This is a genomic window from Pantoea sp. Cy-639 (assembly GCF_011752525.1).
Classification (GTDB): domain Bacteria; phylum Pseudomonadota; class Gammaproteobacteria; order Pseudomonadales; family Pseudomonadaceae; genus Aquipseudomonas.
Map to the genome: position 1 here is coordinate 95523 of NZ_VWXI01000004.1, position 22819 is coordinate 118341.

18 protein-coding genes are annotated in these 22819 nt (G+C 65.9%); 10 read left to right on the forward strand and 8 right to left on the reverse strand.

Annotation, left to right across the window (positions count from 1 at the left end; all coding sequences use genetic code 11):
- Positions 1 to 11 precede the first annotated feature (11 nt).
- The 3 genes from ngg to mnmC all read right to left on the reverse strand — a co-directional run bounded on the left by ngg (position 12) and on the right by mnmC (position 5709).
- Positions 12 to 1757 carry an N-acetylglutaminylglutamine synthetase gene (ngg, locus tag F3J43_RS06705; protein ID WP_166884029.1) on the reverse strand — a complete coding sequence of 582 codons (1746 nt, stop codon included), beginning with the start codon at positions 1755 to 1757 and terminating at the stop codon, positions 12 to 14.
- A gap of 3 nt (positions 1758 to 1760) precedes the next feature.
- Positions 1761 to 3548 (reverse strand): N-acetylglutaminylglutamine amidotransferase, encoded by a 1788-nt coding sequence (locus F3J43_RS06710; RefSeq protein ID WP_166884030.1) that lies wholly within the window; start codon positions 3546 to 3548, stop codon positions 1761 to 1763.
- A gap of 187 nt (positions 3549 to 3735) precedes the next feature.
- Positions 3736 to 5709, reverse strand: a complete 1974-nt coding sequence (mnmC, locus tag F3J43_RS06715) for a bifunctional tRNA (5-methylaminomethyl-2-thiouridine)(34)-methyltransferase MnmC2/FAD-dependent 5-carboxymethylaminomethyl-2-thiouridine(34) oxidoreductase MnmC1 (protein ID WP_166884031.1) — start codon at positions 5707 to 5709, stop codon at positions 3736 to 3738.
- 124 nt (positions 5710 to 5833) lie between these two features.
- Between mnmC and pap the strand changes: the two genes are divergently transcribed.
- Both pap and F3J43_RS06725 read left to right on the forward strand, forming a co-directional pair.
- Complete coding sequence (gene pap, locus F3J43_RS06720; RefSeq protein ID WP_166884032.1) at positions 5834 to 7324, forward strand: polyphosphate:AMP phosphotransferase; 1491 nt, start codon at positions 5834 to 5836, stop codon at positions 7322 to 7324.
- A 166-nt stretch (positions 7325 to 7490) separates the two neighbouring features.
- On the forward strand, positions 7491 to 8450 hold the full coding sequence (locus F3J43_RS06725) for a DMT family transporter (RefSeq protein ID WP_166884033.1): 960 nt from the start codon (positions 7491 to 7493) through the stop codon (positions 8448 to 8450).
- A gap of 63 nt (positions 8451 to 8513) precedes the next feature.
- On the opposite strand, the gene F3J43_RS06730 is transcribed toward F3J43_RS06725, so the two are convergent.
- Entirely contained in the window at positions 8514 to 9908 is a 1395-nt protein-coding gene (locus tag F3J43_RS06730) for a class II fumarate hydratase (RefSeq protein WP_166884034.1), read from the reverse strand.
- Between the two features lie 152 nt (positions 9909 to 10060).
- On the opposite strand from F3J43_RS06730, the gene F3J43_RS06735 reads away from it, so the two are divergent.
- The 7 genes from F3J43_RS06735 (at position 10061) to F3J43_RS06765 (ending at position 17908) form a co-directional block, all read left to right on the forward strand.
- The gene (locus F3J43_RS06735; protein WP_166884035.1) at positions 10061 to 10585 is read left to right on the forward strand and encodes a DUF2059 domain-containing protein; all 525 of its coding nucleotides are present in this window, start codon (positions 10061 to 10063) and stop codon (positions 10583 to 10585) included.
- Positions 10586 to 10595: 10 nt separating this feature from the next.
- Positions 10596 to 10892, forward strand: a complete 297-nt coding sequence (locus F3J43_RS06740; RefSeq protein WP_166884036.1) for a BolA family protein — start codon at positions 10596 to 10598, stop codon at positions 10890 to 10892.
- A gap of 191 nt (positions 10893 to 11083) precedes the next feature.
- Positions 11084 to 12016 carry an oxygen-dependent tRNA uridine(34) hydroxylase TrhO gene (gene trhO, locus F3J43_RS06745; RefSeq protein WP_166884037.1) on the forward strand — a complete coding sequence of 311 codons (933 nt, stop codon included), beginning with the start codon at positions 11084 to 11086 and terminating at the stop codon, positions 12014 to 12016.
- A gap of 3 nt (positions 12017 to 12019) precedes the next feature.
- Entirely contained in the window at positions 12020 to 12652 is a 633-nt protein-coding gene (locus F3J43_RS06750) for a DsbA family protein (RefSeq protein ID WP_166884038.1), read from the forward strand.
- Positions 12653 to 12695: 43 nt separating this feature from the next.
- Complete coding sequence (locus F3J43_RS06755; RefSeq protein ID WP_205297686.1) at positions 12696 to 14477, forward strand: ABC transporter ATP-binding protein; 1782 nt, start codon at positions 12696 to 12698, stop codon at positions 14475 to 14477.
- 150 nt (positions 14478 to 14627) lie between these two features.
- Positions 14628 to 17084 (forward strand): EAL domain-containing protein, encoded by a 2457-nt coding sequence (locus F3J43_RS06760; protein ID WP_166884040.1) that lies wholly within the window; start codon positions 14628 to 14630, stop codon positions 17082 to 17084.
- A gap of 71 nt (positions 17085 to 17155) precedes the next feature.
- A complete protein-coding gene (locus F3J43_RS06765) occupies positions 17156 to 17908 on the forward strand; it encodes an iron-containing redox enzyme family protein (protein ID WP_205297687.1) in 753 nt (250 codons plus the stop codon).
- Positions 17909 to 17980: 72 nt separating this feature from the next.
- On the opposite strand, the gene F3J43_RS06770 is transcribed toward F3J43_RS06765, so the two are convergent.
- From F3J43_RS06770 to F3J43_RS06785, 4 genes are all read right to left on the reverse strand, one after another.
- Positions 17981 to 18721 (reverse strand): YciK family oxidoreductase, encoded by a 741-nt coding sequence (locus tag F3J43_RS06770; RefSeq protein WP_166884042.1) that lies wholly within the window; start codon positions 18719 to 18721, stop codon positions 17981 to 17983.
- Between the two features lie 82 nt (positions 18722 to 18803).
- Positions 18804 to 19475, reverse strand: coding sequence for an N-acetylmuramic acid 6-phosphate phosphatase MupP (gene mupP, locus F3J43_RS06775; RefSeq protein WP_166884043.1), 672 nt, complete (start codon positions 19473 to 19475; stop codon positions 18804 to 18806).
- A 2-nt stretch (positions 19476 to 19477) separates the two neighbouring features.
- Complete coding sequence (ubiG, locus tag F3J43_RS06780; RefSeq protein ID WP_166884044.1) at positions 19478 to 20176, reverse strand: bifunctional 2-polyprenyl-6-hydroxyphenol methylase/3-demethylubiquinol 3-O-methyltransferase UbiG; 699 nt, start codon at positions 20174 to 20176, stop codon at positions 19478 to 19480.
- Between the two features lie 63 nt (positions 20177 to 20239).
- A complete protein-coding gene (locus F3J43_RS06785; protein ID WP_166884045.1) occupies positions 20240 to 21565 on the reverse strand; it encodes a TRZ/ATZ family hydrolase in 1326 nt (441 codons plus the stop codon).
- 111 nt (positions 21566 to 21676) lie between these two features.
- On the opposite strand from F3J43_RS06785, the gene mtnA reads away from it, so the two are divergent.
- Complete coding sequence (gene mtnA / locus F3J43_RS06790) at positions 21677 to 22753, forward strand: S-methyl-5-thioribose-1-phosphate isomerase (RefSeq protein ID WP_166884046.1); 1077 nt, start codon at positions 21677 to 21679, stop codon at positions 22751 to 22753.
- The last annotated feature ends 66 nt before the right edge of the window (positions 22754 to 22819 follow it).

Genomic DNA, 22819 nt, shown 5'->3' on the forward strand with positions numbered 1-22819 from the left:
CGCCCGCAGGTTCAGGTCAGCGCGCGGCTATGCGGGAACAGCAGGTCGACGAAGCGCTCCGCCGTCGGTTGCGGCTCGTGGTTGGCCAGGCCGGCGCGTTCGTTGGCCTCGATGATCACGTAGTCCGGACGCTCGGCGTCGCGGACCATCAGGTCCAGGCCGACCACGGGAATCTCCAGGGCCCGGGCCGCGCGCACGGCGGCGTCGGCCAGCACGGGGTGCAGGCGCGCGGTGACATCCTCGAGGGTGCCGCCGGTGTGCAGGTTGGCGGTCCGGCGCACGGCCAGGCGCTGGCCGGCCGGCAAGACGTCGTCGTAGCCCAGGCCTGCGTCCTTGAGTGTGCGCTCGGTCTCCTCGTCCAGGGGGATGCGGCTTTCACCGGCGGTGGCCGCCTGGCGTCGGCGGCTCTGGGCCTCGATCAGCGCACGGATGCTGTGCTTGCCGTCACCGAGCACCTGGGCCGGATGCCGGATCGCGGCCGCCACCACTTCGTAGCCGATCACCACCACGCGCAGGTCGCTGCCGGCATGGAAACTTTCCAGCAGCACGCGGCCGTCGAACTGACGGGCCTGCTCCACCGCCCGGGTGATGTCCTCGATACGGCCCAGGTTCACCGCCACGCCCTGGCCTTGCTCGCCGTTCACCGGCTTGACCACCACCGCGCCGTGCTCTTCGAGAAACGCCAGGTTGTCGTCGGCGTTGCCGGCCAGTTGCTGCGCCGGCACCTGCAGGCCGGCCTGGTGCAGGGCTGTGCGGGTCAGGCGCTTGTCCTGGCACAGGGTCATGGTGACGGCGCTGGTCAGGTCGCTGAGCGACTCCCGGCAGCGGATACGCCGTCCGCCGAGGCTGAGGGTGAACAGGCCGCCCTCGGCATCGTCTACCTGGACCTCGATGCCACGGCGCAGGGCCTCGTCGACGATGATGCGCGCGTAGGGATTCAGCCCGGCCTCCGGACCTGGGCCGAGAAACAGTTGCTGGTTGATACCGTTGCGGCGCTTGACCGCGAAGGTCGGCAGGTTGCGAAAACCGAGCTTGCCGTAGAGACGCTTGGCCTGGCGGTTGTCGTGCAGCACCGAGAGGTCGAGGCAGGCCAGCCCACGGCTCATGCAGTGCTCGATCAAATGGCGCACCAGCACTTCGCCGACGCCCGGGCGGGTGCAGTGCGGGTCGACGGCCAGGCACCACAGGCTGCTGCCGTGCTCGGGGTCGGCAAAGGCCTTGTGGTGGTCCAGGCCCATGACACTGCCGATCACGGCCTGGGTATCCTCGTCTTCGGCGAGCCAGTACACCGGACCGCCGAGGTGGCGGGGCGTCAGCAGCCCGGGGTCGACCGGCAGCATGCCGCGTGCCTGATACAGGGTGTTGATCGCCTGCCAGTCCGTCGCGCTCTGCGCACGGCGGATGCGAAATCCGCGGAACACGCGTTGTGCCGGACGGTAGTCGGTGAACCACAGGCGCAAGGTGTCGGACGGATCGAGGAACAGTTGCTGTGGCGCCTGGGCCAGAACCTGCTGGGGCGCGGCCACGTACAGGGCGATATCGCGCTCGCCGGCCTGCTCGTCCAGCAGGTCCTCGGCGAGGCTGGCCGGGTCGGGGTAGGTATGGCCGATCAGCAGGCGTCCCCAGCCGCAATGCACGGCCCGGGGCTGGTCATGGGGCTCGCTGCCGTCTCCGGCCAGGCGCGCCTGCAGGCGCTCGTAGGAGGGCGCCTGACCGCGTAGCAGGCGTTGCCCATAGGCGATTTCGTGGGCTTTCATCGATCAGATTCCTTGTTCGCTGAGCCACAGGTTCAGGGCCGCCAGTTGCCACAGCTTGGAGCCACGCAATGGCGTGAGCTGGCCCTGGGGATTGCTCAGCAGGCGGTCGAGCATCGCCGGCTTGAACAGCCCACGGTCCTGACTCGGATCGGTGAGCAGTTCGCGCACCCAGTCCAGGGTCGCGCCTTGCAGGTGCTTGAGGCCAGGAACCGGGAAGTAGCCTTTCTTGCGGTCGATCACCTCATGGGGAATGACCCGCCGCGCGGCCTGCTTGAGCACCTGCTTGCCGCCATCGGGCAGCTTGAAACGCGCCGGAATGCGCGCCGACAGCTCGACCAGGCGGTAGTCGAGGAACGGTGTGCGCGCCTCCAGCCCCCAGGCCATGGTCATGTTGTCCACCCGCTTGACCGGGTCGTCGACCAGCATCACCGTGCTGTCCAGGCGCAAGGCCTTGTCCACCGCGTCCGAGGCGCCGGGGCGGGCGAAGTGTTCGCGGACGAAGTCGCCAGCGGCGTCGGTCTCCAGCAGCCAGGGGGCCTGCACGGTGTCGCGGTATTCGGCATGGCTGCGGTCGAAGAAGGCGTCGCGGTAGGCCGACAACGGATCATCGGCGCCGTCGACCTGCGGGTACCAGTGGTAGCCGGCGAACAGCTCGTCGGCGCCCTGGCCGCTTTGCACCCCCTTGCAATGCCTGGCCACCTCCCGTGACAGCAGGTAGAAGGCGATGCAGTCGTGGCTGACCATCGGCTCGCTCATGGCGCGGAACGCTGCTGGCAACTGCTCGATGATCTCGCTTTCGGCAATGCGCAACTGGTGGTGGCGGGTGCCGTAGTGGCGGGCAATCAGGTCGGAATACTGAAACTCGTCGCCACGTTCGCCACCGGCGTCCTGAAACCCGATGGAGAAGGTTGACAGGTCGTCGACGCCGGCTTCGCGCAGCAGACCGACCAGCAAGCTGGAATCGACCCCGCCGGAGAGCAGCACGCCGACATCCACCGCCGCGCGCTGGCGGATCGCCACGGCATCGCGGGTCGCGTCGAGCACGCGGCTGGTCCAGTCTTCCAGGTCGAGATCCTGTTCGTCGGGGTTGGGGCCGTAGTGCAGTTGCCACCAGGCCTGGCGTTGCACTTCGCCGTGGCGGTCGATACGCATCCAGGTGCCAGGCTCGAGTTTCTGCACATTGGCCAGCAGGGTGCGCGGTGCCGGGACCACGGCATGGAAGTTGAGGTAGTGATTGAGGGCCACGGGGTCGAGCATCGGGTCGATGTCGCCGCCCTTGAGCAGGGCTGGCAGGGTCGAGGCGAAGCGCAGGCGTTCGCCGTTGCGCGACAGGTACAGCGGCTTGACGCCGAGGCGGTCGCGGGCCAGGAACAGGCGTTGGCTATCGCGCTCCCAGATGGCCAGGGCGAACATGCCGTTGAGCTTGGGCAGCAAGGCCGCGCCCCAGGCGTGATAGCCCTTGAGCAGCACTTCGGTGTCGCCGTCGGAGTAGAAGTTGTAGCCCAGGTCCTGCAGCTCCTGGCGCAGTTCCGGGAAGTTGTAGATGGCGCCGTTGAAGGCCAGAGCCAGGCCCAGGGTGTTGTCGACCATCGGCTGCGCCGAGCCGTCGGACAGGTCCATGATCTTCAACCGGCGATGGCCGAGGGCGATCGGTCCCTGGCTGTGAAAGCCCCAGGCGTCGGGGCCGCGAGGTGCCAGGTGATGGGTGATCCGTTCCACTGCGGCGAGGTCCGCCGGGCGTGGTGCTTGGTCGATGGGGGTGAAACGCAACTCTCCTGCTAATCCGCACATAAGTCCTTACCGGTTTTGCCGTTGGGGAGGTGTGCACCAAAGGTGGGCACTTAGGTAGTGACCGGGGTGGTTTGCGAGAGTTTTAGATCAATCTGTTATATGGATGAGTGGTGCTGCCGTTGCCCTGCTCCGCGGCGCCTGGTTCGTCAGCAAGGCTGGCTCCTGCGCAACGGAGCAGGACGGCTAGCTAAGGCTTGCCGCGAACCAGGCGGCGCAGCGCGAACCGGTTGGGGTGGCATGCCTCGGCTACGGCTCTGGGCACCGGCAATGGCTCGCCACAGGCCCAGGCCGCGATCAACTCACCGCACAGCGGCGCGGTGATCAGCCCGCGTGAGCCATGCCCGCTGTTCACATACAGGCCTGCCAGCCATGGGCATTGCACTGCCGGCACCTGCCGCGCGTCCTTGCCCAGTACGGCATAGCGTTCGGCGAACGCCTCGGTGTCCGCCAGCGGCCCGACGATGGGCAGGTAGTCCGGGCTGGTGCAGCGAAACGCCGCGCGGCCTTCGAGGCACGCTGGGTCCAGTTCGGCGGCGCCCAGGCGCTCGGCCAGGTCGGTGGAGATCTCGTCGAGCAGCGCCAGGTTGCCCTGGTGCTCGGCGGCGGTGGGGGTGGTGTCCTGGCTGTGGAAGTCGAAGCTGGCGCCCAGGGTATGTTCATCGTCGCGTGGGGGCGCCACATAGCCCTCGGCGCAGACCACCGTACGCAGTTCCCGGCTGGCCGGGGTGACCGGCAGGCGGGTGATCTGTCCGCGGATGCGCTTGAGCGGCAAGTCGCTGCTGGCCGGGAAGTGACGGATGTCGGCAGCCCCGGCCAGCACCACCAGCGGCGCGCTGGCCAGCAGGCGCTCGCCGTCCCAGGCTTGCCACAGGCCATCGGCCTTGCGCAGCTCGATGACGTTGGCATGGGCGAGCAGGCGGATATGCGGATGATCCAGCTGGGCTTGGCACAGCGCGGGCGGATGCACCCAGCCGCCCTCGGGGTAGAACAGGCCGCCACTGGCCAACGCCACGCCGGCCACGGCTTCGGCCTGGGCGCGGTCGAGCTGGCGCAGCAGGCTGTCATCGAAGGCGGCGGCCAACTTCGCCTGGCGCTCGCCTTCCTTGTCGTCGAAGGCCAGTTGCAGCACGCCACAGTCGTCCCAGTCCTGACCGCGCTGCAGGCGTTCGAGCCAGCGGCGGGTGTAGCCGAAGCCGGCAAGGACCATCTGCGACAGTGCGGTGCCGTGGGCGGACAACTTGAGGTACAGCACCCCCTGTGGATTGCCCGAGGCCTCTTGTGCCGGACCTGCGTGGCGCTCCAGCACGCTGACCTGCCAGCCGCGCCCGGCCAGGCTGCGGGCCGTGGCACTGCCGGCCAGCCCGGCACCGATCACCAGCGCCTGGCGGGGCCCCGGCAACTGTGGCGGGCGGGCGTACCAGGGCGCGGCGGATGGGCTTGGCCGGGCACTGTAGACCCCGTGCATGACTTCCCATTTCTTGCCGATGCCCGGCACCTTCTTCATGGTGAAACCGGCGTCGACCAGTGAGCGGCGCACCCAGCCGGTGGTGGTGAAGGTGCCCAGCGTGGTGCCAGGGCGCGACAGGCGCGCCAGCTGAGTGAACAGCTCGGGCGTCCACATGTCGGGGTTCTTCGCCGGGGCGAAGCCGTCGAGGAACCAGGCGTCGATGGGGGCGTCGAGCTGCGGCAACTGCTCGAGCGCATCGCCGATCATCAGGGTCAGGGTGACGCGGCCGTCGGCGAAGCTGAACTGCTGAAAACCCGGATGGATCGCCACATACTGCTCGAGCAGCGGTTGGCTGAAGGCCGCCAGCTCCGGCCACAGCAGCAGTGCACGGGCAAGGTCGTCGCGGGTCAGCGGGTATTTCTCGACACTGACGAAGTGCAAGCGTGCCTCGGCAGGGGCCAGTTCGGCGAACAGCCGCCAGGCGCAGTAGAAGTTCATGCCGGTGCCGAAGCCGGTTTCGCCGATCACCAGACAGGCGTGCGGCGCCAGGTCGGCGAAACGCTGGCGCAGCTGGTTCTGCTCGATGAACACATGCAGCGTCTCGTCGATGCCTTCGTTCTTGGCGAAGTAGACATCGTCGTATTGCCGCGAATAAGGGCGGCCCTGGTCGTCCCAGTCGATCTGGGCGTGCAGCGGGAGGGGGGTATCGGACATGGTCATGTTCAAGCCGCAAGTCGCAAGCTTTGAGCTGCAAGAAAAAAGCGAATAGTGGCACGACCTGCTATTTCTTGCAGCTTGAAGCTTGTAGCTTGTAGCAGATCCAATGAAGGAGCCTTCCATGTTCGAATCCGCCGAAATCGGTCACAGCATCGACAAGGACACCTACGAAGCCGAAGTCCCCGCCCTGCGCGAGGCGCTGCTCGAGGCCCAGTACGAACTCAAGCAGCAGGCGCGGTTCCCGGTGATCGTGCTGATCAACGGCATCGAAGGCGCCGGCAAGGGCGAGACGGTCAAGCTGCTCAGCGAGTGGATGGACCCGCGCCTGATCGAGGTCCGCACCTTCGACCAGCAGACCGACGAGGAGCTGGCCCGTCCGCCGGCCTGGCGCTACTGGCGGGCGCTGCCGCCGAAGGGGCGGATGGGCGTGTTCTTCGGCAACTGGTACAGCCAGATGCTCCAGGGCCGGGTACACGGTGAGTTCAAGGACGCGGTGCTCGATCAGGCCATCGCCGGCGCCGAGCGCCTGGAGCAGATGCTCTGCGACGAAGGCGCGCTGATCATCAAGTTCTGGTTCCACCTGTCCAAGAAACAGATGAAGGCGCGGCTCAAGGCGCTCAAGGAAGACCCGCTGCACAGCTGGCGGATCAGCCCGCTGGATTGGCAGCAGTCGCAGACCTACGACCGCTTCGTGCGTTTTGGCGAGCGCGTGCTGCGCCGCACCAGCCGCGACTATGCGCCGTGGCATGTGGTCGAGGGCATCGACCCGCACTACCGCAGCCTGGCGGTCGGGCGCATCCTGCTCGAGAGCCTGCAGGCCGCGCTGGCCAACTCGCCGCGCAAGCGCCAGGGCAATGTCGCGCCGCTGGGGCACAGCATCGACCAGAAGAGCCTGCTCGGCGCACTGGACATGACCCTGCGCCTGGACAAACGGGACTATGAAGAGCAACTGGTCACCGAGCAGGCACGCCTGGCCGGCCTGCTGCGCGACAAGCGCATGCGCCGCCATGCCCTGGTCGCGGTGTTCGAGGGCAACGATGCGGCAGGCAAGGGCGGGGCGATCCGCCGTGTGGCGGCTGCGCTGGACCCGCGCCAGTACCGCATCGTGCCGATCGCCGCGCCCACCGAGGAGGAGCGCGCCCAGCCTTACCTGTGGCGGTTCTGGCGGCATATTCCGGCGCGTGGCAAGTTCACCATCTTCGACCGTTCCTGGTACGGCCGGGTGCTGGTGGAGCGGGTCGAGGGCTTCTGCAGCCCTGCCGACTGGATGCGCGCCTATGGCGAAATCAACGATTTCGAAGAGCAGTTGAGCAATGCCGGAGTGGTGGTGGTCAAGTTCTGGCTGGCCATCGACCAGCAGACCCAGCTGGAGCGTTTCGAGGAGCGCGAGCAGATACCGTTCAAGCGCTACAAGATCACCGAGGAGGACTGGCGCAACCGCGAAAAGTGGGATGTGTACAGCGAGGCGGTGGGCGACATGGTCGATCGCACCAGCACCGAGATCGCGCCGTGGACGCTGGTGGAAGCCAACGACAAGCGCTGGGCACGGGTCAAGGTGCTGCGCACGATCAACCAGGCACTGGAAGCGGCGTTCGCCAGGCACAAGAAATAGGTGAATCCTGCCTGGGAGCGGGTTTGCCCGGCGAGAGGGCAAGCCTGCTCCCAGGCAACGGTGTCCATGCGCTCTGGGAATGACCTGATGAAATCTTTTCCCGTCACACGCCCCCCTTCGACCCCGTAGACTGCATCCTTTCCCACCGGCAGGATTCGAGGACACCATGCATATTTCTTCCGGACGCTGGGTCCATGGCCTGCTGCTGGCGCTGTTGACCGCGTTGCTCTGGGGCATCCTGCCGATCAAGCTCAAGCAGGTGCTGCAGGTGATGGACCCGGTGACCGTGACCTGGTACCGCCTGGCCGTTTCCGGCGGCCTGTTGTTCGCCTGGCTGGCCGCCAACCGACGCTTGCCGTCGTTCAGCCGGCTCGGCACCAAGGGCAAGGGCCTGGTGGCCGTCGCGGTGGCGGGGCTGGTCGGCAACTATGTGCTGTACCTGGTCGGCCTCAGGCTGCTCAGCCCCGGCACCGCGCAACTGGTGGTGCAGTTGGGGCCGGTCTTGTTGCTGGTGGCCAGCGTGTTCGTGTTCAAGGAACGCTTCAGCCTGGGGCAGGGCATGGGCCTGCTGGTGCTGCTGGCGGGGTTCGGGTTGTTCTTCAACCAACGCCTCGAAGAGCTGCTGACCTCCCTGGGCACCTACACCACCGGGGTACTGACCATCATCCTCGCCACCAGCATCTGGGTGTTCTATGCGTTGAGCCAGAAGCAGTTGCTGACGGTGTGGAACTCGCAGCAGGTGATGATGGTGATCTACCTGTGCTGCGCCTTGCTGCTGACACCGTGGGCGCACCCGCTGGAAGCCCTGCAACTGAGCCCGTTGCAGGGCTGGCTGCTGCTGGCCTGTTGCCTGAATACCCTGGTGGCCTACGGCGCGTTCGCCGAGGCCCTGGCACATTGGGAGGCGTCGCGGGTGAGCGCCACGCTGGCGCTGACACCGCTGGTGACGTTCATCGCGGTGGCCGTCGCGGCCTGGCTGTGGCCGGACCATGTGCATGCCGAACAGATCAACGCCCTGGGCTATGTCGGCGCGGTGACGGTGGTGCTGGGCTCGGCGCTGGTGGCCTTGGGGCCGTCGTTGATTGCCGGGTGGAAAGCGAAGAGGGCGCGTTTCCAGGCCCAATGATCCGACGCGTTACCTGCAGGAGCGGCCTCGTATCGTGAAAGGGCCGCTCCTGCAGGTCATTAGTCAGCCCTTGCCGCCGGGCGCCAGCATGTTCTCCGGGCGTACCCACTGGTCGAACTGCTCGTTGCTCAGGTACTTCAACTCCAGCGCCGCTTCGCGCAGGGTCTTGCCTTCGCCGTAGGCCTTCTTGGCGATTTCCGCCGCCTTGTCATAGCCGATATGCGGGTTGAGCGCCGTTACCAGCATCAGCCCGCGCTCCAGGTGCGCGGCCATCTGCCCGGCATCCGGCTCGATGCCGGCCACGCAGTGCAGCTGGAAGTTGCGACAGCCATCGGCCAGCAGTTCCACCGACTGCAGCAGGTTATGAATGATCACTGGCTTGAACACATTCAATTGCAGGTGCCCCTGACTGGCGGCGAAGCCGATCGCCGCGTCGTTGCCGAGTACCTGGCAGGCCAGCATCGACAAGGCCTCGCACTGGGTCGGGTTGACCTTGCCAGGCATGATCGAACTACCCGGTTCGTTGGCCGGCAGGCGTACCTCGGCCAGCCCTGCCCGAGGCCCGGAACCGAGCAGGCGCAAGTCGTTGGCGATTTTCATCAGCGCCACGGCGAGGGTTTTCAGTGCGCCGGCCAGGCTGGTCAGCGGCTCATGGCCGGCGAGGGCGGCGAACTTGTTCGGCGCGGTGACGAAGGGCAGGCCGGAGAGGGCGGCCAGCTCTGCCGCGACGGCTTCGGCGAAACCGTGCGGGGCGTTCAGCCCGGTGCCCACGGCAGTGCCGCCCTGGGCCAGTTCGCACACCGCCGGCAGCGTGGCGCGGATCGCCCGCTGGGCATAGTCGAGCTGGGCGACGAAGGCCGACACTTCCTGGCCGAAGGTGATCGGCGTGGCGTCCATCATGTGCGTACGGCCGGTCTTGACCAGGTGGGTGTGGCGCGCCGACAGCTCGGCCAGGCCTGCGGACAGCTCGGCGATGGCCGGCAGCAGCTTGTCGTGCACAGCCTGGGCGGCGGCGATGTGCATGGCGGTGGGGAAGCAGTCGTTGGAGCTCTGCGAGCGGTTGACGTGGTCGTTGGGGTGCACCGGCGCCTTGCCGCCCCGGCCTTTGCCGGCCAGCTCGTTGGCGCGTCCGGCGATCACTTCGTTGACGTTCATGTTGCTCTGGGTGCCGCTGCCGGTCTGCCACACCACCAGCGGGAACTGGTCGTCGTGCTCGCCGTCGAGCACCTCGTCGGCGGCTTGCTCGATCAGCCGGGCGATGTCGGCGGGCAGGTCGCCGTTGCGGTCATTGACCCGTGCCGCGGCTTTCTTGATCAGCGCCAGGGCGTGCAGCACCGCGAGCGGCATGCGTTCCTTGCCAATGGCGAAGTTGATCAGCGAGCGCTGGGTCTGCGCGCCCCAGTAGGCGTCCTCCGGAACTTCGACCGGGCCCAGGCTGTCTGTCTCGATACGGCTCATGCTGCGCTCACTCCTTTGTGGTTCGAATCCGCAGTTTAGGCCCTGAATCGCTAGAGCGGTTCCGTCGCTCGTCGTGCCACTTGAGCACTTCGCCAGCACGGCGCAGAATGCTCTACTCTGATGTCTCCGCCCCCTTTCTTGAAGGAATTGCAATGACCCGTCTCCGTGTCCTCTGTGCCGCCGTCGCCCTGGTCTGTGCCAGCGGCCAGGTACTCGCTGCCACTGCCAGCCACAACGCTGCTGCCGAGAAATTCCTGACCCTGGCCAATGCCGACAAGCTGGGCACCCCGGTGTACATGCAGGTCCAGCAGATGTTCGCCCAGCGCTTCGAGCAGACCAAGGCGCCGGCCTCCAAGAAAGCCGTCCTCGACAGCTACCAGGCCAAGGCCAACGCCGCCCTGGACAACGCCATCGGCTGGAAGAAGCTCAAGCCACAGATGGTCAACCTGTACACCGCCACCTTCACCGAGGGTGAGCTGAACGACCTGGTCAAGTTCTACGAATCGCCGCTGGGCAAGAAGGTCCTGCGCGAAATGCCCAAGGTCACCCAGCAGTCGGCCCAGCTCACCCAGCAGAGCCTCGAGCCTGCCGTGCCGGTGGTCAACAAGCTGCTCGACGACATGACCAAGGAACTCGACCCGAGCGCCGGCAAGGCCGCCGCCCCGGCGAAGAAGTGAGCCGGTCGCGATGAGCATGCAGCAACGCATCGAGCAGCAGCTGGCGCCGCTGGGCGACCAGCACCTTGAAGTGCGCAACGAAAGCCACATGCACAGCCGTGGCCAGGAAACGCACTACAAGGCCGTGCTGGTCAGCGAGCAGTTCGCCGGGCTGAACAGTGTCAAGCGCCACCAGAAGGTCTACGCGACCATGGGTGAGCTGATGGGCGAGATCCATGCCCTGGCCATTCACACCTACACCCCGGCCGAATGGGCCGCAGTCGGGGCCGCGCCGGCCTCGCCGGTGTGCGCCGGCGGCGGGCACTGAATCCTTTCCGGGATTCTGGTAGACTGCACGCCACTCAAAAACGTGTCGACGCCATCGCGGGGCAAGCCCGCTCCCACGCCAGCCATGCAACGCTGCGTGGGAGCGGGCTTGCCCCGCGATGGCGTCGACACGATTGCTTTTGTCATTCCGGTCCGCCCCTTACGAGGGCGACCACCTGGAGATCCGATTTCATGACCCAACCGATCGTCGTGGCGGCGCTGTACAAGTTCGTCACCCTCGAAGACTACGTCGAACTGCGCGAGCCGTTGCTCCAGACCATGCTCGACAACGGCGTCAAAGGCACCCTGCTGCTGGCCAACGAAGGCATCAACGGCACCGTGTCGGCCACCCGCGAAGGCATCGATGCGCTGCTGGCCTGGTTGCGCAACGACCCGCGCCTGGTGGACGTCGATCATAAAGAGTCGTACTGCGACGAGCAGCCGTTCTACCGCACCAAGGTCAAGCTCAAGAAAGAGATCGTCACCCTCGGCGTGCCAGGCGTGGACCCGAACCAGGCCGTCGGCACCTATGTCGAGCCCAAGGACTGGAATGCCTTGATCAGTGATCCGGAAGTACTGCTGATCGACACCCGCAACGACTACGAAGTGGCCATTGGCACCTTCAAGGGGGCCATCGATCCGAAGACCGAGACCTTCCGCGAGTTTCCCGACTACATCAAGGCCAACTTCGATCCGAGCAAGCACAAGAAGGTCGCCATGTTCTGCACTGGCGGCATTCGTTGCGAGAAGGCTTCCAGCTACATGCTCGGTGAGGGTTACGAAGCGGTCTATCATCTCAAGGGCGGCATCCTGAAATACTTCGAGGAAGTACCACAGGAAGAGAGCCTCTGGGATGGCGATTGCTTCGTCTTCGACAACCGCGTCACCGTGCGTCACGACCTGAGCGAGGGCGAGTACGACCAGTGCCATGCCTGCCGTCACCCGATCGATGCCAAGGACCGTGAGTCCGAGCACTATTCGCCAGGTGTCAGCTGCCCGCACTGCTGGGACACCCTGAGCGAGAAGACTCGCCGCAGCGCCATGGACCGGCAGAAGCAGATCGAGCTGGCCAAGGCGCGCAACCAGCCACACCCGATCGGTTACAACTACAAAGCCGAGGCCTGATCCATGTCCGCACGCCTGCTCTATGTGATGGACCCGATGTGCTCCTGGTGCTGGGGCTTTGCCCCGGTCGCCGAAGCGCTGATCGCCCAGGCCCAGGCGGCCGGCGTCGCCACCCGCCTGGTACCGGGTGGCTTGCGCAGTGGTGGCAGCGAGCTGGACGCCTCGACCCGCAAGTACATCCTCGAGCACTGGCAGGCGGTGCATGATGCCACCGGGCAGGCGTTTCGTTTCGAGGGCGCGATGCCCGACGGCTTCGTCTACGACACCGAGCCGGCATGCCGCGCCCTGGTCGCGGCACGCGAGCTGGACGAGTCGCGGGTCTGGGGCTTGCTCAAGCTGATCCAGTCGGCCTTCTACGAGCAGGGCGTGGATGTCACTCGCGCTCCGCAGTTGGTCGAACTGGCCGTTCAGGCCGGCTATGAGCGCGAGGCATTCGCCCAGCGTTTTGCCTGTCACGATACCCGCGCCGCCACGACCGCCGACTTCGCCTGGGTACAGGACCTGGGCATCGCCGGGTTCCCGACCCTGCTGGCCGAGCGCAATGGCCAGCTAGCGTTGCTGACCAACGGTTACCAGCCGCTGGAAAGCCTGCAGCCGTTGCTTGCACGCTGGTTGCAGCAGGCCGCCTGTGCTTGATCTGCCTGGGTCGGCAGACCCTGTGCCAGGGAAATCCCCCGCTGTGCCCGATCGCTTGAGCTGGGCAGAGATTCGCCGCCTGGCCCTGCACCATCGCAAGGCCCTGTGGAGCGCCAATCTGGTGGCGGTGCTCGCTGCCCTGTGCAGCGTGCCGATCCCCTTGCTGTTGCCGTTGCTGGTGGATGAGGTGCTGCTGGGGCATGGCGATGCCGCGCTGAAGTGGATGAACCACTTCCTGCCGGCCGGCTGGCAGGTGGCCGCTGGCTATATCGGCCTGATGCTGTGCGCCACCCTCTGCCTGCGCCTGGCCGCGTTGGCGTTCAATGTGGTCCAGGCCAGGCTGTTCGCCGGTCTGGCCAAGGACATCGTCTATCGCCTGCGCATCCGCCTGATCGAGCGGCTCAAGCGGATCTCGCTGAAGGAATACGAAAGTCTCGGCAGCGGCACGGTGACCACGCACCTGGTCACCGACCTGGATACCCTCGACAAGTTCGTCGGCGAGACCCTCAGCCGTTTCCTGGTTGCCGTGCTGACCCTGACCGGTACTGCGGCGATCCTGATCTGGATGCACTGGCAGCTGGCGCTGTTGATCCTGTTGTTCAATCCTTTGGTGATCTACTTCACCGTGCAGTTGGGCAAGCGCGTCAAGCACCTGAAGAAGCTGGAGAACGACAGCACCGCGCGGTTCACCCAGGCGCTGAGCGAAACCCTCGATGCCATCCAGGAGATCCGCGCCAGCAATCGCCAGGGGTACTTCCTGGGTCGCCTTGGCCTGCGTGCCCAGGAGGTGCGCGACTACGCCGTGGCCTCGCAATGGAAGAGTGACGCCAGTGGCCGTGCCAGCGGGCTGCTGTTCCAGTTCGGCATCGATATCTTCCGTGCCGCGGCGATGCTCACCGTGCTGTTCTCCGACCTGTCGATCGGCCAGATGCTGGCGGTGTTCAGCTACCTGTGGTTCATGATCGGTCCGGTGGAGCAATTGCTGAACCTGCAATATGCCTACTACGCCGCCGGTGGCGCCCTGAACCGGCTCAACGAGTTGCTGGCGCGGGCTGACGAGCCGCACTACCCGGCGGCCAGCGACCCGTTCGGCGGACGAGAGACGGTGGGCATCGAAGTGCGTGACCTGTGTTTCGCCTATGCCGACGAGCCTGTGCTCGACCAGCTGAACCTGACCATCGCCCCGGGCGAGAAGGTCGCGATCGTCGGTGCCAGCGGGGGCGGCAAAAGTACCCTGGTGCAACTGCTGCTCGGGTTGTATGGCGCCCAGGCCGGGACTATCCGCTTTGGTGGCGCAAGCCTGCAGGAGATTGGCCTGGAGACCTTGCGCGAAAACGTCGCGGTGGTGCTGCAGCACCCGTCGCTGTTCAACGACAGTGTGCGCGCCAACCTGACCATGGGACGCGAAAGCACTGACGAGGCCTGCTGGCAGGCGTTGCGCATCGCCCAGCTGGACACGACCATCGCCGCGTTGCCCCGGGGCCTGGACAGCGTGGTCGGCCGCTCCGGCGTACGCCTGTCCGGTGGCCAGCGCCAGCGCCTGGCGATCGCCCGCATGGTGCTGGCCGAGCCCAAGGTGGTGATCCTCGACGAGGCGACCTCGGCGTTGGACGCCGCTACCGAATACAACCTGCACCTGGCCTTGGCGCGTTTTCTCAGTGGACGCACCACCCTGATCATCGCCCACCGGTTGTCGGCGGTGAAGCAGGCCGATCGGGTACTGGTGTTCGACGGCGGGCATGTCGCCGAAGAGGGTGGGCACCAGCAACTGATCGCCGAGGGCGGGCTGTACGCGAAGCTTTACGGCCACCTGCAGCAGAGTTGAACCCGGCCTGCAGGGGCTGGCCTGTCGGTTCGCTGCGGCCGGTGCGCGCGTTCGCCGTCATCAAAAAGCGCATCGCGGCAATGGCAAATGGCCTACGCTGTGCTTGTCTAGGTCGATTCGTGCCTTATCTGCCGCCATGACAGGGACTACATGAAGGGAAATCGGACTCTCGAAGCGCCAAGGCTGCCGGGTATCATCTGGCCCTTCGTCGCTGTTGTGGTCTTCCAGGTGCTGCTGGGTAGCCTCAGCTTGTACGCCCTGTCTGCCGTGCGCGCCTATGTGGCGGGCGAGAGCCTGTGGTCCAAGGCGCAGAAGGATGCCATCTATTACCTGAGCCTGTACGCCGACGACCGGGACCCGCGTACTTACCAGCGCTACCAGCGGGCCATTCTCGTGCCCAAGGGCGATCACGACCTGCGCCTGGCTCTCGATCGTCCGGAACCCGACCTGGAGGCGGCACGCCGAGGCATCCTGCAGGGTGGCAACCATCCTGACGATGTCGCCAGGATCATCTGGTTCTACCGCAACTTTCGCCACATCAGCTATATGGAAACCGCCATAGACTATTGGGACATCGGTGATGAGTACCTGCGCCAGCTCGATGTGCTCGCCGGTGAGATGCGTGAAGGTTTCGCCACTGGGGCTGGCGACGCCCGCCAGGTCGAGGCATGGCGGGCCCGTATCGTTGCCATCAACGATGGTGTGACGCCTGCGGCGAAGGCTTTCAGCGATGCGCTGGGGGAAGGCTCGCGGGTACTGCTCAAGGTACTGATGCTCACCAACCTGGCCACTGCGCTGTTTCTCATCGCCGTGGCCTGGCGCCGCTCGAGCAAGCTGCTGGCCCAGCGTCAGGCTTTCGCCTTTGCCTTGCAGGAAGAAAAGGAGCGGGCGCAGGTCACCCTGGCGTCGATCGGCGATGCGGTGATCACCACCGATGTCGATGGCTGCATCGCTTACATGAATCCTGCCGCCGAGCAGTTGACCCACTGGCAGGCCGTCCAGGCCCAGGGGTTGCCGCTGGCGGCGTTGTTCAGCCTGCTCGACGAGAACGCCGAGAAAGACAGCCGCACCCTGGTGGAGCAAGTGCTCAGTGGCAGCCTCACCGGAGGCGTCGAGCATGCCCGGTTGATCCAGCGCCTGGATGGCAGCACGGTGTCGGTCAACCTGGTCGGTTCGCCGATCCTTACCGAAGGCCAGGTCAGTGGCACTGTCGTGGTGCTGCACGACATGACCCAGGAGCGCCAGTACATCGCCAACCTGTCCTGGCAGGCGACCCATGACGCCTTGACCGGGCTGGCCAATCGCCGTGAGTTCGAATACCGCCTGGAGCAGGCGCTCAATGCCCTGGCGCGCCAGCCAGGCCGCCATTCGCTGATGTTTCTCGACCTTGATCAGTTCAAGCTGGTCAACGACACCTGTGGCCATGCGGCGGGCGATGAACTGCTACGGCACATCTGCGCCGTGTTGCAATCGGGGTTGCGCGAGGGGGACACGCTGGCACGGCTGGGGGGCGACGAGTTTGGTGTGTTGTTGGAGAACTGCCCGCCAGATCAGGCCGAGCGCATTGGCGAGCAGTTGCGCCAGGCTGTCCAGAGCCTGCATTTCGTGTGGAAGGGGCGGCCTTTCGTGACCACCGTCAGCATCGGCCTGGTGCATATCGCCCAGACGCCCGGCACGCTGGAAGCGTCGTTGCGGGCGGCGGACATGGCTTGCTACATGGCCAAGGAGAAGGGGCGCAACCGGGTCCAGGTGTATCACGCCGACGACAGCGAGCTGTCCATGCGATTTGGCGAAATGGCCTGGATTCAGCGCCTGCATGTCGCCCTGGAGGAAAACCGGTTTTGCCTCTATGCCCAGGAGATCGCCCCGTTGCGGCCCAACGAGGGCGCGGGGCACCTCGAGATCCTGTTGCGTCTGCACGACGAAGGTGGCCGCACCATCCTGCCCGACAGCTTCATTCCGGCGGCGGAGCGCTATGGCCTGATGACGGCCCTCGATCGCTGGGTGGTGCGCAGTGTTTTCCAGGTGATTCGCCAGTCCCTGGACGAGGGGCGGGAGGGGCCTCTGGCGATGTGTGCGATCAATTTGTCGGGCTCGAGCATCGGCGATGACAATTTTCTCGAGTACCTGCAGCGGCTGTTTGGCGAGTTCGATATCCCGCCCCGGCTGATTTGTTTTGAAATTACTGAAACCAGTGCGATCGCCAATCTCGGCAGTGCCATTCGATTCATCAATGAATTGAAAGGATTGGGCTGCAAATTCTCTCTGGATGACTTCTGCGCCGGGATGTCGTCATTCGCCTATTTGAAGCATTTGCCTGTAGACTTCCTGAAGATCGACGGAAGTTTCGTCAAGGACATGCTCGATGATCCAATCAACCGGGCGATGGTCGAGGTGATCAACCACATCGGCCACGTCATGGGTAAGCGGACCATCGCCGAGTTCGTCGAGACTCCGCTGATCGAGCAGGCTCTGCAGGAGATCGGCGTGGACTACGCCCAGGGATACCTAATCGAACGTCCGCAAGTCTTCACCTGTGACAGCCTGCAGCGCCAACGGATTGCTGCCAGGCCCCTGTTGCACCGGGCACCGGGGACCTTTCGCTGACCCTCGCCCGGTGATCACAGGGAATCAAGGAGCTGACAGTGATTGACGCGTTCGTAAGGATCGGACCCTTGATGGATCCGGCCAGTTATCCTGATTGGGCCCAGCAACTGATCGAAGACTGCCGTGAGCGCAAGCGCAGGGTGGTCGAGCATGAGTTCTACCAGCGTCTGCGCGATGGTCAGCTACGTCCGGCGACCATTCGCCAGTACCTGATCGGTGGCTGGCCAGTGGTCGAGCAGTTTTCGCTGTACATGGCCCACAACCTCACCAAGACCCGTTATGCGCGCCACCCCGGCGAGGACATGGCGCGGCGCTGGCTGATGCGCAATATCCGCGTCGAGCTCAACCACGCCGACTACTGGGTGCAGTGGTGCCAGGCCCATGGCATTCACCTGCACGAGCTGCAGAGCCAGGAAGTGCCGCCGGAGCTGAATGGGCTGAATGACTGGTGCTGGCGGGTATGCGCCACCGAGTCGCTGGCCATCGCCATGGCGGCTACCAACTACGCCATCGAAGGGGCGACGGGGGAATGGTCGGCGGTGGTCTGTTCGGACGACACCTACGCCCAGGGTTTTCCCGAGGACACTCGCAAGCGGGCGATGAAGTGGCTGAAGATGCATGCCCAGTACGATGACTCGCATCCATGGGAGGCGCTGGAGATCATCTGCACGCTGGCCGGCGAGAACCCCACGCTGGGGCTGCGCACCGAACTGCGCCGGGCGATCTGCAAGAGCTACGACTGCATGTTCCTGTTCCTGGAGCGCTGCATGCAGCTGGAGGGGCGTCAGCAGGGGCGGCTGCGCCCGACCCTGGCGGCAGGCTGAAATCATCGCGGGGTAAGCCCGCCCCTACGCCGGTCATGCAGGCCGGCGTAGGGGCGGGCTTGTCGCGAGCGCTTACTGCGCGTTCAGCGCCTGGCCGTTCACGGCCTTGCTGTCCGGACCCATGAGATACAGGTAGACCGGCATGATCTCCTCGGGCAGCGGATTGTTCTGTGGATTCTCGCTTGGGTAGGCCTGGGCCCGCATCGCCGTGCGCGTGGCGCCCGGGTTGATGCTGTTGGAGCGCACCGGCGCCACGCCTTCGAGCTCGTCGGCCAGGGTCTGCATCAGGCCCTCGGTGGCGAATTTCGACACGCCATAGGCACCCCAGTAGGCCCGGCCCTTGCGTCCGACGCTGCTGGAGGTGAACACCACCGAGGCGTCCTCGGAGAGCTTGAGCAGCGGCAGCAGGGTGCTGGTGAGCATGAAGGTGGCGTCGACGTTGATGTGCATCACGCGCATGAAGTTGTCACCCGACAACTGCTCCAGCGGCGTGCGTGGGCCGATGATCGAGGCATTGTTGAGCAGGCCGTCGAGGCGGCCGAACTGCTCCTCGATCATCACCGCCAGCTCGTCGTACTGGTGAGGCAGGGCGGTTTCCAGGTTGAACGGAATGACCACTGGCTGCGGGTGGCCGGCGGCCTCGATCTGGTCGTAGACCTCGTTCAGGTTCGCTTCGGTCTTGCCCAGCAGCAGCACGGTGGCGCCGAGGGCGGCGTAGGCTTTGGCGGCGGCGGCGCCGATGCCGCGACCGGCGCCGGTGACCAGGATGATCCGGTCCTTGAGCAGGTCGGGGCGAGCGGTGTAGTCGAACATTTCCAGTTCCCTGTAGTTGAGGGCGATTTGCGCGTGGGAGCGGGCCAGGCCCGCTTCCACGGTACCCGTTACTGTTGAGCCATCAGCAGCCGCACAGCGCGCCGTCGATCACCTTGCGCAGTTCCAGCGGGTGGTCCACCACCACGTCGGCGCCCCAGTTGTTGGGGTTGTCCTGCGGGTGGATGTAGCCATAGCGCACGGCCGCGGTACGGGTGCCAGCGTCACGGCCCGACTCGATGTCGCGCAGGTCGTCGCCGACGAACAATACGCTGGCCGGATCGAGGTCGAGGGTCTTGCAGGCCAGGATCAGCGGTTCGGGATCCGGCTTGCTGTTCTTCACGTGGTCCGGGCAGATCAGCAGGGCCGAACGCTCGGCCAGGCCGAGCTGCTGCATGATCGGCTCGGCGAACCGTACAGGCTTGTTGGTCACCACGCCCCAGAGCAGGTTACCTTTCTCGATGTCGGCGAGCAGTTCCGGCATGCCGTCGAACAGCTTGCTGTGCACTGCGCAGTCGCGCTGGTAGCGCTCGAGGAACTCCAGGCGCAACGCCTCGAAGCCTTCGGCCTCGGGGGCGAGGTCGAAGGTCGTGGCGACCATGGCGCGGGCGCCGCCGGAGATCACGTCGCGGATGCGTGCGTCGTCGACGGCCGGCAGGCCGCGATCGGCGAGCATCGCCTGGCAGATGGCGATGAAGTCCGGCGCCGTGTCCAGCAGGGTGCCGTCCATGTCGAAGAGTACTGCTCGCAGGCGCATGCTCATTCCTCGCGCAGGGTCTGGATCATGTAGTTGACGTCGACGTCGTTGTTCAGCTTGTAGTGCTTGGTCAACGGGTTGTAGGTCAGGCCGACGATATCCTTGACCTCCAGGCCGGCGGCACGGCTCCAGGCACCCAGCTCGGACGGGCGGATGAACTTCTTGAAGTCATGGGTGCCGCGGGGCAGCAGCTTCATGATGTACTCGGCGCCGATGATGGCGAACAGGTAAGCCTTGGGGTTGCGGTTGATGGTCGAGAAGAATACCTGGCCGCCCGGCTTGACCATGCGGTAGCAGGCGCGGATCACCGACGATGGATCCGGCACGTGCTCGAGCATCTCCAGGCAGGTGACCACGTCGAACTGCCCGGGCATCTCCTCGGCCAGGGCCTCGGCGGTGATCTGCCGGTAGGTGACGTCGACACCGGACTCCAGCTGGTGCAACTGGGCCACCGCCAGCGGCGCCTCGCCCATGTCGATGCCGGTCACGGTGGCGCCGCGCTGGGCCATCGACTCGCTGAGGATGCCGCCGCCGCAGCCTACGTCCAGCACTTTCTTGCCGGCCAGGCCTACGCGTTCGTCGATCCAGTTGACCCGCAGCGGGTTGATGTCGTGCAGTGGCTTGAACTCGCTCTCGCGGTCCCACCAGCGATGGGCCAGGGCCTCGAACTTGGCGATTTCGGCGCGGTCGACGTTGCTCATTTGAACAGTCCTCTGAAGCTTCGATGAAAGTGTCACGGGGCGGCAGTCGTGGCTGCCGACCGGTTATTCGTTGTGTCCGTTGATGCGTGCGCCCCATTGGCGCGCGGTGGCGGCCAGCGCCTGTTCGTCCATCTGGGTCAGGCGGCGGTCCTGTACCAGTGCGCGGCCAGCGACCCAGACATCCTTCACGCAGTCGCGGCCAGTGGCATAGATCAGTTGCGAGACGGGGTCGTGCACCGGCTGTTGCTGCAGGCCGGAGAGGTCGAACGCGACCAGGTCGGCGGCCTTGCCTGTCTCGAGCGAACCGGTGACGGCCTCCAGCCCCAGTGCCCGGGCGCCGTTGAGCGTGGCCATGCGCAGCGCGCGGTGGGCGTCAAGGGCGGTGGCGCTGCCGGCGATGGCCTTGGCCAGCAATGCCGCGGTGCGGGTCTCGCCGAGCAGGTCGAGGTCGTTGTTGCTGGCCGCGCCATCGGTGCCGACCGCCACGTTGACTCCGGCCTGCCATAGGCGCTCCACCGGGCAGAAGCCGCTGGCCAGTTTGAGGTTGGACTCGGGGCAGTGGATCACGCTGGTATTGCTTTCTACCAGCAGCGCCAGATCCTCGTCGCTGATCTGGGTCATGTGCACCGCCTGCAGGTTCGGCCCCAGCAGGCCAAGGCGGGCGAGCCGCGCCAGGGGGCGCTCGCCGCTGTCCTTGAGGGCCTGCTCGACTTCACTGGCGGTCTCGTGGATATGCATGTGCAGTGGCGCGTCGAGCTGGTCGGCGATGATCCGGATCTTTTCCAGGCTGGCGTCGCAGACCGTGTAGGGCGCGTGCGGGCCGAGGGCGATGGTGATGCGTGGGTGGTAGCGCAGGTCGCCGAACAGTTCGATGGCCAGATGCAGGCCTTCTTCCGGGGTGCGCGCGCCCGGGATGGGGAAGTCCAGCAACGGCACGGCGACCTGGGCGCGGATGCCGCTACGGTGCACGCGGTCGCAGGCTTCGCGGGGGAAGAAGTACATGTCGGCGAAGCAGGTGATGCCGCCCTTGAGCTGTTCAGCGATGGCCAGGTCGGTGCCGTCGCGCACGAAGCCCTCGTCGACCCAGCGGCCCTCGGCCGGCCAGATGTGCTCCTTGAGCCAGGTCATCAGCGGCAGGTCGTCGGCCAGGCCACGGAACAAGGTCATGGCGGCGTGACCGTGGGCATTGATCAGGCCGGGCGTGAGCAGGCAGTCGGGCAGTTCGCGTACTTCATTGGCCCGGGGCGCGCGCTCGCGTGGGCCGAGCCAGGCGATACGCCCCTCGCGGATGCCCAGGGCATGGCCTTCCAGCACCACGCCGGCCGGCTCCACGGGCACCAGCCAGTGCGGGGCGAGCAGCAGGTCGAGGGGCGGGGTGGTGGTGGGCATGCGCGGCATATACCTGGATCGGTTCGGCGAAACGCGCAGTATACCCGAGCGTCCGGGGCTGAGGGTCGCTATAATCGCCGGCTTTTGAAGCCTGGGTGACGGGGAGCGGCGATGCGCGAGCAACTGATGGCGGCGGAAACGGTGGTGGGTATCGAGTGGCGCGACGGCGCATTGCACCTGCTCGACCAGCGCCTGCTGCCGCTCGAGCAGCTCTGGTTGACCTGCACCGATGTCGCCGAGGTGGCCGAGGCGATCGGCGACATGGTCGTGCGCGGCGCGCCGGCCATTGGTATCTGCGCGGCCTATGGACTGGTCCTGGCGCTGCGTCAGCGTCTGGCTGAGGGCGAGGGCTGGGAAGAGGCGCTGGAAGAGGATTTCCTGCTGCTGGGCGAGGCTCGGCCAACGCCGGCCAACCTGTTCTGGGCGCTCAACCGCATGCGTGAGCGGTTGCAGCGCCTGCGTCCGGGCGAGGATGTGCTGGCGATCATGGAGGCCGAGGCCATCGCCATTCACGAGAGTGATCGCGAGGCCAACCTGACCATGGCCCAGTACGGTGTCGAGCAGATCCGCAAGCACCTGGGCAGCGAGCAGGCGCTGCTGACCCTCGGCAATGCCGGGGCGCTGGCTACCGGTGGCTTCGGGACCGCCCTGGGGGTGATTCGTGGCGCTGCCCTGGAAGGTATGGTCGAGCAGGTCTATGCCTGCGAGTCGCGACCCTGGTTGCAGGGCTCGCGCCTGACTGCCTGGGAGTTGGCGGCCGATGGCGTGCCAGTGACCGTGGTCGCCGATGCGGCGGCGGGGCACCTGATGCGGACCAAGGGCATCACCTGGGTGGTGGTCGGCGCCGACTGCATCGCGGCCAATGGTGACGTGGCGGCGAAGATCGGTACCTACCAGACCGCAGTGGCGGCCATGCATCATGGCCTGCGCTTCATGGTGGTGGCACCGAGCACCAGCATCGACCTGAACCTGGCCACTGGCGACGATATTCCGCTGGAGGTGCGTGGCGTCGAGGAACTGCTGGAGGTGGCCGGTATCCAGGTGACGGCGGATGTGGAGGCGTACAACCCGGTGGTCGATGTCACGCCGGCCGACCTGATCGATGTCATCGTCACTGAAAAAGGCATTGTCGAGCGGCCGGATGCGGCGAAAATCGCCCAGCTGATGTGTCGCAAGCGTCTGCATTGAGGCGCTGTCCGCACGGGTGCGCATGAAGTGCTCTCTGGTTGTTTTTCCATCCGCCCGGAGGGGCCG